The 12880-nt window shown below is 71.7% G+C and carries 6 protein-coding genes and 1 tRNA gene; all 7 read left to right on the top strand.

Features of this window, described 5'->3' with window-relative positions; translation table 11 throughout:
- Nucleotides 1-236: 236 nt before the first annotated feature.
- Nucleotides 237-1601, top strand: coding sequence for a RecB family exonuclease (locus ACK42S_RS01505; protein ID WP_409702527.1), 1365 nt, complete (start codon nt 237-239; stop codon nt 1599-1601).
- Nucleotides 1598-4912 carry a UvrD-helicase domain-containing protein gene (locus ACK42S_RS01500; RefSeq protein ID WP_409702525.1) on the top strand — a complete coding sequence of 1105 codons (3315 nt, stop codon included), beginning with the start codon at nt 1598-1600 and terminating at the stop codon, nt 4910-4912. The genes ACK42S_RS01505 and ACK42S_RS01500 overlap by 4 nt, the downstream gene beginning before the upstream one ends.
- A gap of 84 nt (nt 4913-4996) precedes the next feature.
- A complete protein-coding gene (locus ACK42S_RS01495; protein WP_409702523.1) occupies nt 4997-7399 on the top strand; it encodes a protein kinase domain-containing protein in 2403 nt (800 codons plus the stop codon).
- A 113-nt stretch (nt 7400-7512) separates the two neighbouring features.
- On the top strand, nt 7513-9825 hold the full coding sequence (locus tag ACK42S_RS01490) for a serine/threonine-protein kinase (RefSeq protein ID WP_409702521.1): 2313 nt from the start codon (nt 7513-7515) through the stop codon (nt 9823-9825).
- Between the two features lie 43 nt (nt 9826-9868).
- Nucleotides 9869-9960: transfer RNA gene (locus ACK42S_RS01485), tRNA-Leu, on the top strand.
- Nucleotides 9961-10044: 84 nt separating this feature from the next.
- On the top strand, nt 10045-11346 hold the full coding sequence (locus ACK42S_RS01480; RefSeq protein WP_409702519.1) for an MFS transporter: 1302 nt from the start codon (nt 10045-10047) through the stop codon (nt 11344-11346).
- Nucleotides 11347-11376: 30 nt separating this feature from the next.
- The coding region (gene dnaX, locus ACK42S_RS01475) for a DNA polymerase III subunit gamma/tau (RefSeq protein WP_409702565.1) at nt 11377-12880 on the top strand (1504 nt) is incomplete at its 3' end.

The following is a 12880-nucleotide window of genomic DNA, read 5'->3' as shown; positions in this document are numbered from 1 at the left end:
GGGGGGTGTCGTTGCGTGGGAAGCAGTGGGTCGGGGGGGGGGGGGGGAGGGGGGAGCACTTCCCCTCTTCGGCCGGGTTGTTGTGGCGGGTTTGGCCCTAGGCCTGCGGGCCGCTGAAGCGCCTGACGCGGGCGAGCCTGGCGCAATGGCAGCAGGCGCTTGCGCAGGGGCTGCAGCGGTGCGGGGCCTGGGAGCGCCTGCAGCTCGATCCGGCCGGGGCCCAGTTGTTGCGGGCTTTGCGCCTGCAGGAGGGGGTTGCCACGGCAGGCCCGTACGGCCGGCAGGCGCGGCAGCTCGAATGGGAGCGGGCCGATCACCTGGCCTGGGTGGACGAGGTGCTGGAGGCCGTGTCGTTCCGACCGGCGCCGGCCGAGCCGGCCGAGGTGGTGATCGCCCCGCTGTCGCGTTGCCTGCTGCGGCCCTTTGCCGCGGTGGTCCTGCCCGGTTGCGACCACACCCACCTGGGCGCCCCGGCGGCCGTCGGGGGCTGCCTGAGCGAAGCCGAGCGGCGTGACCTGGCGCTGCCCACCCGCGAGCAGGCCTGGCAGCGCGAGCGGCTGGCACTGCGCCATGTGCTCACGCACCCGCGGTTGAGCCTGTCGTGGCGGCGCAGCCACCAGGGCGAGCCGCTGCAGGTGTCGCCGCTGCTGGAGCCCCTGCGCCTGGCGCTGCGCCGTGCCGGAGGCGATTGGCCGGCGGCGCCGCAGGTGCTGGTCCCGCAGACCCTGCCCGCCTGCCCGGTGGGGCCTACGCAGCCCTCGGCGCCGGCCTTGTTGCCGTCGCAGGTGAGCGCCACGGCCTATGAGGCCCTGCGGGCCTGCCCCTATCGGTTCTTTGCCCTGCGCATGCTGGGCCTGGAGGAGGTGGAGGTGCTCGATGACGAGCCCGACCGGCGCGACCAAGGCAACTGGCTGCATGCGGTGCTGCACGCCTTTCACACCACGCGGGCGGTGCCAAGTGATGACCCGCAGGCCGATGTCGAGCGTCTGCTGGCGATTGGGCGGGCGCAGCGGCAGGCGCAGGGGCTGGACGAGGCGGCCTTCCTGGCCGAGTGGCTGCAGTTCGAGCGGTTGGCGCCGGCTTATGTGGAATGGCTGCATGCCCAGGAGGCCCAGGGCTGGCGCTTCGAGCGTGGGGAGTGGGCCGTCTCGGCGCCCGGGGGCGGGCCGGCGGACCTGCGCGGGGTGCTGGACCGGGTGGACCGACTGTCGCAGGGGGAGCGACCACCCCGGGCCCGGCTGATCGACTACAAGATCTCCTCGGCGGAAAGCCTTCGCACGCGCGTGCGTCAGCCGCTGGAAGACACACAACTGGCGTTCTATGCGGCCTTGTGGGAAGGCGCTGCCGAGACGGCCGCGGGGGCCGAGGGCCTGGAGGCCGGCTACCTGGCGCTGGAGGTGCCGGTGAGGTGGATCGAGCATCCGCAGGTGGCCGACAGCGCAGCCGCCTTGCGGGCGGGGCTGGCCGAAGACCTTGCCCGGCTGGCGGCCGGCGCGCCGCTGCCGCCCTTGGGGGAGGGGCCGGCGTGCACGCACTGCGCAGCGGCGGGCCTGTGCCGCAAAGAGCACTGGACCGCAGTGAGGCAGGAGGGGCTGGCATGAAGGCGGCATCGGGGCACGCCTGTGTGGCGGCGTACCGCATCGACGGGCACCTGGTCAGCCGCGAGGCGTTTTACGCCCAGGCCTGCGATCCGAGGCGTAGCGTGGTCGTGGAGGCCTGTGCCGGCGCGGGCAAGACCTGGATGCTGGTGTCGCGCATCCTGCGGGCCTTGCTCGACGGGGTGCCCGCGCGCGAGATCCTGGCCATCACCTTCACGAAGAAGGCCGCCGGGGAGATGCGCGCGCGCCTGATGGAGTGGCTGGCGGACCTGGCGCTGGCGAGCCAGGAGACGCGGGTGCAGGCCCTGGTGGAGCGGGGCCTGAGCGAGCCCGAGGCCCGCCGGCAGGCCCCGGTGCTGGCTGACCTGTACGAGCGCTTGCTGGATGCGGGCGAACAGGTGGAGGTGCGCACCTTCCATGCCTGGTTCGCCCAGCTCCTGCGGTCCGCGCCGCTGCAGGTGATCGACCGGCTGGGCCTGGTGCCGCAAGCCCAGTTGCTGGAGGACAGCGCCGAGTTGTCCGGGCCGACTTGGCGCGAATGGCTGGGCCGGGTGCATCGCGATCCGGGCTTGCGCGAGGACCTGGCCGCGTTGATGCGGGAGCATTCCCGCAGCCGCGTGCGCGAATGGCTGCTGGGCTTGATCGACAAGCGCGTGGAGTTTGAATTGGCCGATGCCGCCGGCACCCTGGCCGCCAGCGTGCCGGCGGCCGCGCAGTGGCGGGCTGCGTTTGCGGGGCTGGCGCATCCGGCCCAGCGTCTGCGCCATCCCGCGGTGCGTGGTGCGCTGCAGGCGGTGGCCCGGGCCCTGGGGGCGCAAAAAAACGCCACACCGCGCAAGGCGGCCCAGGCGCTGGAGGAGGCGCTGGCGCTGCCCGACGACGAGGCGGCGCTTGCGGCCGTCCGTGCGGCCCTGTTCACCCAGTCGGGTACGCTGCGCAAGCATCTCGAAGCCCCCGGTCTGGACGAGGCCGTGGCCTGGCTGGACGAGATCCAGCAAGGCGTGGCCCAGGAAACCGCCCACCGTGAGCACCAGCGCCTGGTGCGCCTGGGCAGGGTGCTGCTGCAGGCCTACGAATCGGTCAAGCGGCAACGGGGCCTGGCCGACATGGCCGACCTGGAGCGTTGCGCGCTGGCACTGCTGGGCGATGGGGCGCTGGCCGCCTGGATGCAGGAACGGCTGGATGCACGGGTGAGCCAGGTCCTGATCGATGAATTCCAGGACACCAACCCGCTGCAGTGGCAGGCCTTGTCGCAATGGCTGTCGTCCTATGCCGGGGCGGGCGGCGGGGCGAGCGGGCAGCGGCCTTTGGGGGTGTTCATCGTCGGCGATCCCAAGCAGAGCATCTACCGCTTCCGCCGGGCCGAGCCCAGGGTGTTCGAGGCGGCCAAGGCCCTGGTGGTGCAGGGCCTGGGCGGCTCGGTGCTGGAATGCGACCACACCCGACGCAACGCGCCGGCCGTGATCGACGCCCTGAACGCGGTGTTCGGCACGGCTCAGGCCGAGGGGGCCTACGAGGGCTTCCGGCCTCACACCACCGAGCATGGCGACGATGCTCCGGCGGCGCGGGTGTGCGCGCTGCCGCGCATCGAGCGGCCTGAACGTGAGGCCCGGGCCCAGGCCGCACCGGCGTGGCGTGACAGCCTGACGCAGCCGCGCCACGAGGGGCAGGAGCCCTGGCGGGCCCAGGAGGCCCGTGCCGTGGCCCAGGCCATCGAGCACTTGGTGCGGGTGGAGGGGGTGGCACCGGGCGACATTCAGGTGCTGGCGCGCAGGCGTGCGCCGCTGGGCTGGGTCGCCCAGGCCCTGCGCGAGCGGCACATCGCCTGTGCCAGCCCCGAGGACCATGCCCTGATGGACGCACTGGAGGTGCGTGACCTCGTGGCCCTGCTGGATGCCCTGGTGTCACCTGGACATGCTCTGTCGCTGGCCCAGGCGCTGCGTTCCCCGCTGTTCGACGCCGGCGATGACGAGCTCGTGTGGTTGGCACAGCGCGCCCGGGAGGCCGGGGGCTGGTGGGCGGCGCTGACCGGTGCGGCCGCGTCGGGCGAACCTGCCGGCCAGGCTCTGCGCCGGGCTCGCGCGCTCCTGCCCGGATGGGCCGAGGCGGCCCGCCATCTGCCGCCGCACGACCTGCTCGACCGCATCTACGCCGAAGGCGACGTGCCGGCCCGTTATGCGCAGCGGGTGCCGCCGGAGCTGCGCGAGTCGGTGAAAGCGCACCTGGAGGCCCTGCTGTCGTGCTCGCTCGAACTCGACGGCGGCCGCTATGCGACACCGCACCAATTCGTGCAGGCGCTGCGCAGGCGTTCGCCCGGTCTGTCCCTGAGCAGCACGCCCGAGGCGGTGCAACTGCTCACCATCCACGGTGCCAAGGGACTGGAGGCCCGCGTGGTCTTCGTGATCGACACCGACCCGGAACGGCGCAGCAGCGCCGACCGCCACGACAGTGCCACCGTGCTGGTGGACTGGCCGGCCGGCGAGGCACGGCCGCGCTGCTTTGCCTTCGTTGCCGACGAGCGGCAGCCGGCGCCCAGCCTGGAGGAGGCGATGGCCCTGGAGCGCGCCGCGCGTGCGCGCGAGGAGATGAATGGCCTGTACGTGGCGATGACGCGCGCACGCGAGCGGCTCGTGGTCAGTGCCAGTGCGCCCCATCTGGGACAGGAGGGGCCGAGCTGGTGGTCGCGGCTGGCGGCGGTCTGTGAGCCCTGGACGCCGACATCGCCGCAAACCGTTGTCTCACAGCAGGCTGTCTCTGCCGAGGTCCGGGTCTGGCGATTGCCGAGCCTGCAACGCCAGGCCCCCCTTGCGACCGAGACCGCCCACGCGCCGCGGTCGGCCGGAGCGCGGCTGGGCGAGGTGGTGCACCGCTGTCTGGAATGGCTGGCTGGCCCGGAAGGGCCGTCACTGAGCCGAGTGGAGGGCCTCGCGTGGGCCGCAGCAGAAGAACTCGGAGCCGACGAAGCCACGGCGCAGGCGGCTGTGGACGTGGTGCGGCGCATGCTGAGCGATGCGCGCATCCACGCCCTGCTGGGTGGCGAGCCGCTGGCCTGGGCCGGCAACGAGGTGCCGGTCGTGGCCGACGGGCGCTCCGGCCGCATCGACCGGCTGGTGCTGCGCAGGGGTGCTGAAGGGGAGCAATGGTGGGTGTTGGACTACAAGACCGAGTCCCGCCCCGAGGCCGACCCGGAGCTGGTGGCGCAGCTGGAACGCTACCGCCGCGCCGTCGAGGCGGGCGACCCGCAGCGGCCGGTGCGTGCGGCCTTCATCACGGGCGACGGCCGGTTCGTGGAAGTCACGCCCGCTGCGAAATAAGCCCGCCCTGACGGGGCTTGTTACCGGTTTGCGCCAGGCCATCCGGGTGTCCAATCGGGCATCGTCCGTCTCCTTCGCGCCGGCATGCTCTCTCCAGCCTCCGTCCGCCCGCCAGCCCGCACCCTGGGCCGCTATGAACTGCGCCAGCTTCTCGGTCAGGGAGGGCAAAGCGCCGTCTGGCGGGCCTTCGACCCGCGACTGGATCGCGAAGTCGCCCTGAAGCTGCATCGGGCGCAGGCCAGCGATGGCGAGACCCTGACCCAGTGGCTGCACGAGGCCCGCGCGGTGGCGCGCCTGACGCATCCTCACATCGTCCCGCTGTTCGAGGCCGATGTTCACGACCGGCATCCCTATCTCGTGTTCGAGCTGGTCGAAGGCCCCACGCTGTCGCAGCGCCTGCGCGAGCACGGCGCCGTGCCGGCGGCCGAGGCGGTGCGCCTGTTGCTGGGGGTCCTCGACGGTCTCGAGCATGCCCATCGTGCCGGCGTGATCCATCGCGACCTCAAGCCCTCGAACATCCTGCTGGACCGCGACGGCCGCGCGCGGGTGATGGACTTCGGCATCGCCGTGAACCAGCGTCACGGTGCCGTGCAGGAGGCTTTGGTGGGCACGCCCGGCTACATGGCCCCTGAACTGGCCCAGGGCCGTCCCGCAACGGCCCAGGCTGACGTGTTCGCTGCCGGCCTGGTGCTCTATGAGATGCTTGCAGGCCGCCCCGCGGTGCAGGAGCCCGATCCCTACCGGGCCTTGCACCGGCTCACGCATGAGGATGTGGCCTTGCCGCCCCATCTGCCGCACCCGGTGGACGACACCCTGCGGGCTATCGTGCACCGGGCCACGGCCCGTGATACCGCGGTGCGCTATGCCAGCGCAGGCGAGATGGCCGCGGCCTTGCAGGCCTGGCAGGTCCCCAAGAACGATGGTGGCGAGGTCGGCGGCCACGCCACGCTGGAGTTCCTGATGCGCCGCATGCGCCACAAGAGCGACTTTCCGGCGCTGACCGACGCGGTGGGGCGCATCCAGCGCATCGCGGCTTCGGAGCATGAGAGCCTCCACCACCTGGCCAACGAGATCCTCAAGGACGTGGCGTTGACGAACAAGCTGCTGCGCATCGTCAACTCGGCCCACTTCCGCACGGCCGGCGGTGGCACGATCAGCACGGTGTCGCGGGCTGCCGCATTGGTGGGCTTTGCGGGCATCCGCAACCTGGCACTGTCGCTCGTCGTGCTGGAGCACATGCAGGACAAGGCCCATGCGGCCTCGCTGAAGGAGGAGTTCCTGCGCTCGCTGATGGCCGGCAACGTGGCACGCGAACTGGCGGTCAGCGTCCGCGAGGCCGAGGAGGCCTTCATCGCGGCGCTGTTCCAGAATCTCGGGCGCACCCTGGCCCAGTTCTACTTCCCGGAGGAGGCCGAGCAGGTCCGACGCCTCGTGCAGGCCGACCATGGAGCGGGCCGGGGAGAGGCTCAGGCGGCCGTGCAGGTGCTGGGCCTGAGCTTCGAGGAGCTGGGCATCGGCGTGGCGCGCCACTGGGGACTGCCCGAGACGCTGCAGCGCAGCATGCGCAAGCTGGCGGCCGATGCGCCGCTGAAGAAGCCCGACACGCCCGGCGAGCGGCTGCGCCTGCTGGCCTGCGCGGCCAACGATCTGGCCGATGCCGTGCTCCACACGGCCCGTGCGGACCATGTCGACGCGCTCAAGACCGTGGCGGCCCGTTATGTGGCTGCGCTGGGCCTGTCCGACCGTGAGGTGCTGGGGGCCGTGCAGCGCTCGCGGGAGCGCATGGCCGAGATGGTGCCCGCGATGGACATCCAGATCGCACCGGGCAGCCGCAGCGAGCGGTTGCTGAACACCCACGCCGGAGCGGCCGCACCCGGCCATGCCGACGGCCTGGGCGCCCACGACCTTGACACGGTGGTTTTGACGCATGCCGGAGAACCCCAGGCCGGACCCGAACCGCTCCCCGACCGGGCGGCCCAGGTGCTGGCGGCCGGCATCCAGGACGTCAGCAACGCCCTCGTCGAGAACTGCAGGCTCAACGAGGTGCTGCGCATGATTCTGGAGGCGATGTACCGCTCGCTGGGCTTCCAGCGTGTGCTTCTGTGTCTGCGCGATGCCCGCAGCGGCACGATGATCGGCCGCTTCGGCCTGGGTGGGGATGCCGCGCAGGTCGCGGCCCAGTTCCGCATCGATCTGGCGCCGTCATCCACCGACCTGTTCGCCCTGGTGTGCAAGAAGGGGGCCGACACGCTGATCTCCGATGCCACAGCGCCCAGCCTGGCCGAGCGCCTGCCCGAGTGGTATCGCCGCCACATCGATGCGCCCACCTTCTTGCTGCTGCCGCTGATGCTGCGCCAGGCGCCGCTTGGGCTGATCTACGCCGACAAGGCCCACAGCGGGGCGATCTCGGTCGGCGAGCGTGAGCTCTCGCTGCTGCGCACCCTGCGCAACCAGGCGGTGATGGCCTTCAAGCAGGCTTCGCCCTGAGGACGGCGGGGCGGAAGATGCAGGCCAAACACCCGGCAGTTCCTCGGTCAGAGGAGGGGCCGGCCGTGGTGAAATCGGGCCATGTCGCGCGTCCTTAATTGCCCGGACCTGATGTGAGCACCGTCGATACCGAGGCCCAGACTGCATCGCTGGGGCGCTACCAGTTGGTCCGCCTGATGACCAGCGACGTCGACAGCGCCTGGTGGCAGGCGCGTGACGTCGCGGCCGAGCGCGACTGGCTGCTGCAGGTCTGGCAGCAGCCGCCCCTGCCGCGGCTGACGCCCGCCACCTGGCGCGAGGCCACCCAGGCGCAATGCGCGCTGAGCCATCCCAACATCGTGCAGGCGGTCGAAGCCCGCATCGAGGCCGACCGGGCCGTGCTGGTGTGTGCACCGCTGGCCGGCATGGTGTTGTCGCAATGGTTGGCCGACCATGAGACCATGCCGGTGCGTCAGGCCGTGCTGGTGGCCATCGGCGTGCTCGATGCACTGGCCCATGCCCATGACGCCGGGTTGGTGCACGGACAGGTGCGGCCCGCAGCCGTTTGGCTGGACATCACCGGCCGCGCCTTGCTCGGCGCGTTCGAGCCGGCCGGTCGGGTCGTCGATCCTGGCCGGTTGGGAACGGCGCGAGGGCTGTACCTGGCGCCCGAGGTGGCCGCCGGGTTGCGGGCCGACGCGCGCAGCGATGTGCATGGTGTGGGCCTGCTGCTGTATGAACTGCTGGTGGGCCGACCTGCGGTGGCCGATGCCCAGCCGCGTCGCGCCCTGGAACGTCTGCAGACGGAAGATCTGAGCTTGCCGCCATGGGCGCTGGATCAACCCGGCGAAGCGGGCCTGCGCGCCATCGTGCATGCCGCACTGGCGCGTGACCCCCTGCGGCGCCCGGACAGTGCCCAGGCGCTGCGCCAGGCCTTGCAGGACTGGCTCACGCCCGCCTTGTTGGACGGCAGCGGCGACACCCTTGCGCAGCGCACCTTGCAGCGGCTGCTGGCCAGCCTGGCCCAGCACAGCGACCTGCCGGTGCAGGCCGAGGCGGTGCGCCGCGTGCGCCGTCTGGCCGGCGCCGAACAGGTGAACCTCGACGAGATCGCGCGGGCCGTGCTCGACGATGTCGCCCTCGTGCACAAGCTGCTGCGCATGACCAATGCCGCCTACTTCAGCTCCGTGGGGGGCGGCAGCATCACCACCGTCTCGCGCAGCATTGCGCTGCTGGGTTTCGAGGCCTTGCGCGATCTGGCCGGCACCTTGCCCCAGCTTGAAGACCTGCGCGACAGCGCCCAGCGCGAGGCCCTGGCCGACGAGTACGCACGCTGCCGGGTGGCAGGGCGCACCGCCGCCCGCCTGTGCCCCACGCAGGCCGAGGAAGAGGAAAGCTACATCGCTGCGCTGATGCAGAACCTTGGTCGCGTGCTGGTGCAGCACCACCTGCCCGACGAGGCCGCCCAGGTGCGCCAGCTCGCGCGCAGCCAGGGCCAGAGCGAGGAGCAGGCCGCCTGCGCCGTGCTGGGCCTGTCCTTCGAGGACCTTGGTGTGGCCGTGGGGCGCACCTGGGGCTTGCCTGAGGAGCTGCTGCGCGTGATGCGTGCGCCATCGCCAGGCACGCCGGTGCGCGCGCCGCAGCGGCGCGGCGACTGGTTCCGCCTGCTGGGCGGCGTGGGCAATGTCGTCGCGGGCACGCGCACACGCGATGCGGCCCGCGAGATCCCCGCCCACACGGTGCACTGGCTCGACCAGTACGCAGCGGCGCTGGGCATTCAGACTCAGCAGGTCTGGGAGGCTGCCGGCACCGCCGTCCCGCCGGTGGCCTCGGCGCGGCGCAGCCCCGCCACGGGGCCGTCGGGCGTGCATGCCACCGCGCGGGGGCCGGCCCGCACGGGCCCCATCCCGGCCGCCGGCGCATCGCCGGTCCATCCGCTGTCGCAGGCCATCCTCGACCTGCGCACCGCGCTGCTTCGCCGCGAAGGGCGCGACACCTGTCTGGACATCGTCGGCCAGGCAGTGCTGCGTCACTTCGGCTGCCGCCGCGTGGTGCTGGTGGAACTCGAGCCCGCCAGCGGCTGGTTCCTGGCCCGCAGGGTCTGGGGGGAGGCCGATGCGTCGCTGAACGCTCATTTCCGTTTCGCGCGCGACGACGCGGCCGATGCCTTCAGCACCCTGTGTGCCAAGGGGGCCGACGCGCTCATCCGCGATGCCACCGTGCCGGGCCTTGCCGCCAAGCTGCCGGCCTGGTTCCGCACCCACGTGGCCGCCCCGGCCTTCATGCTCCTGCCCATCAGCGACGGCCGGCACACGGCGGCCGCGCTCTATGCCGACCACGCACAGCCCGATGGCTTCAAAATGTCCGACCGCGACCTGTCGCTGATGCGCAGCCTGCGCGACGAACTGCGCAAGCTCTTCGCGCAGCCACAGCGCCCCCGGGCCTGAACGCACGCCGGACGGCGCCGCTCCCGTACACTCGCCCCCCGGGGCCCCGGTGGCGAAACAGGTAGACGCAGCGGACTTAAAATCCGCCGCCGCCGAAAACGCGGCGTGCCGGTTCGAGTCCGGCCCGGGGCACCATCGACACGGCCCGTGCGGTCCCTGCCACACGCGCGGGGGCCCCGGCTCTGGCATCATGCCCGCCACCGTGCACAAGGAGATCCCATGGCGGCCGTGTTTCCCCAGCAAGCCCTGAACGAGGGGGTGCGCAAGCGCGAGGTGTTCGGGTGGGCGATGTACGACTTTGCCAACTCGGGCTACACCACCGTCGTCCTGACGGCCGTGTTCAACGCCTACTTCGTGGGCGTGGTGGCCCAAGGAGCGCAATGGGCCACCCTGGCCTGGACGGCCTCGCTGTCAGCCTCGTGCCTGCTGGTGATGCTCACTGCGCCCACGATCGGGGCCTACGCCGACCTGCGTGCCGCCAAGAAGCGCCTGCTGGCCTTCACGACGGCCGGCTGCGTGCTGACCACCCTGGCGCTGGCGCTGGTGGGTCGCGGCGACGTGGCGCTGGCCGTGGTGGCCATCATCCTGTCCAACAGCTTTTATGCCTATGGCGAATCGCTGATCGCGTCGTTCCTGCCTGAGCTGGCCCGCCAGCATGCGCTGGGCCGCGTCTCGGGCTGGGGCTGGAGCTTCGGCTACTTCGGCGGCATGCTTTCGCTGGGCCTGAGCCTGGCCTATGTGCTGTGGGCCCAGGCCCAGGGGCTGCCCGCCACCCACTTCGTGCCGGTCACGATGGTGATCACCGCGGCGGTCTACGGCGTGGCCTCGCTGGTCACCTTCACTTTGCTGAAGGAGCGGGCCGTGCCCCAGCCGCAAGCCTTGCGGGAAGGGGGGCTGCGCGCCTCGATCGACCGACTGTGGCAAACGTGGCAGCGCGCGCGCCACTACCGCGACTTCATCTGGCTGCTGGCCTGCACCACCAGCTACCAGGCCGGCATCGCCGTGGTGATTGCGCTGGCGGCTGTCTATGCCGAGCAGGTGCTGGGCTTCCAGCAGCAGCAGACCATGGCCCTGGTCTTCCTCGTCAACATCGCTTCGGCTCTTGGCGCCTTCGGCTTCGGCTACCTGCAGGACCGCCTGGGACACAAGGGCTCGCTCGCCCTCACGCTGCTGGGCTGGATCGCGATGGTGGTACTGGCCTATCTGGCCACGTCGGCCACGCTGTTCTGGGCGGCGGCCGTCATCGCCGGCTTGTGCATGGGCTCCAGCCAGTCGGCCGGGCGTGCGCTGGCCGGCCTGTTTGCGCCGCAGAAACACTTGGCCGAGTTCTTCGGCTTGTGGACCTTTGCGGTGCGGCTGGCCGCCATCGTGGGGCCTATCACCTATGGTCTGGTGACCTGGTGGACGGCTGGCAACCACCGGCTGGCCATCGTCTCCACGGGGTTGTTCTTCGTGGCCGGGCTGCTGCTGCTGCGGCCGGTGGACATCGAGCGCGGGCGGGAGGACGACAACCAAAGGTGAGGGGAGGACCCGCCCCCTAGAACCCACCCCCTGAGTTGCCCCATCCTTGCCCAAAAATACCAACCACCAACCTTCGAGCAGATGGTGGGTCAGGCCCATGTGGTGCAGGCCCTGTCCAATGCGCTGATGCAGCAGCGCCTGCACCATGCCTACCTCTTCACCGGCACGCGCGGCGTGGGCAAGACCACGGTCTCGCGCATCCTGGCCAAGTCGCTCAACTGCATGGGCCCAGACGGGCAGGGCGGCGTCACCGCCACGCCTTGCGGCGTGTGCCAGGCCTGCAAGGACATCGATGCCGGACGCTTCGTCGATTACGTCGAGCTCGATGCGGCCTCCAACCGGGGCGTGGACGAAATTTCCCAACTGCTCGATCAGGCCGTCTACAAGCCGGTGGTGGGGCGCTTCAAGGTCTACATGATCGACGAAGTGCACATGCTGTCCAACCACGCCTTCAACGCGATGCTGAAGACGCTGGAGGAGCCCCCGGAATACCTGAAGTTCGTGCTGGCCACGACGGACCCGCAGAAGGTGCCCCCCACGGTGCTGTCGCGCTGCCTGCAGTTCAACCTGCGGCCGATGGCGCCGCAGACCGTGCGGGAGTACCTGCAGCAGGTGTTCGCCGCCGAAGGCATCGACGCCGAGCCGGGCGCATTGCGGCTGCTGGCACGGGCTGCGCGCGGCTCGATGCGTGATGCGCTGTCGCTGACCGACCAGGCCATCGCCTACGGCTCGGGGGCCCTCGCCGAGGCCAGTGTGCGGCAGATGCTGGGCGCGGTCGATCGCGGCCACGTGTACCGCCTGATCGAGGCGCTGGCCGCCGGTGACGGGCCGGCGGTGCTGGCCGTCGTCGACGCGATGCGCCTGCACGGCCTGTCGCCCTCCGGTGCCCTGGAGGAGATGGCTGCGGTGCTGCAGGAGCTGGCGGTCCGCCAGGTGGTGCCGCAGGCGAGCACGACCGACGACCCGGACGACGCCACCTTGCAGGCCCTGGCTGCCGCCTTGCCGCCCGAGGACACGCAACTGCTCTACAGCATCGCGCTGCAGGGCCGCAATGAGCTGGGCTTGGCCGCCGACGAATACGGGGCCCTGACGATGGCCCTGCTGCGCATGCTGGCCTTCCGCCCCGCCACGCCGGGAGCGGCGCGGCCGGCGTCGGCGTCCTTGCAGCGCAGCGCGGCGGCCTTGGCACGCACGAGCGTGGCGCCGCGCGCGGCACCGGCACCGGTCGCACCGAAGCCGGCCGTCGCAGCCCGGCCCCCCCGCCCGTCGCTGCCGCAAGAGCCGGTCGCCCTCCCGCCGTCCCCGGCACCGGCCACCGCCTCGCTGCCGGGGGGCGCAGGCACGCCGCCGTGGGAAGAGGATGTGCCCGCCGGCCTTTACCCTTCGCAAGAGCAGCGGCCGACCCGGCCCGCGCGCGACGAGGCGTTTGCGCCGGCGGCTGCACCCGTGGCGACCCCGGTGGCCCCCACGCCGCTCGCAGACCGCTGGCAGTCGCTGGTGTTGCAGATGATCGACCGGGGGCTGGTGACGGCCC

Source organism: Caldimonas sp., assembly GCF_046289365.1.
Lineage (GTDB): Bacteria > Pseudomonadota > Gammaproteobacteria > Burkholderiales > Burkholderiaceae_C > Caldimonas.
This window is presented reverse-complemented; position numbering and strand designations above follow the sequence as displayed.

What these genes read in the sequence shown, in the direction of transcription:
- ACK42S_RS01500 (WP_409702525.1), top strand. Translation starts at nt 1,598, where the DNA reads ATGAAGGCGGCATCGGGGCACGCCTGTGTGGCGGCGTACCGCATCGAC.
- ACK42S_RS01495 (WP_409702523.1), top strand. Translation starts at nt 4,997, where the DNA reads ATGCTCTCTCCAGCCTCCGTCCGCCCGCCAGCCCGCACCCTGGGCCGC.
- ACK42S_RS01480 (WP_409702519.1), top strand. Translation starts at nt 10,045, where the DNA reads ATGGCGGCCGTGTTTCCCCAGCAAGCCCTGAACGAGGGGGTGCGCAAG.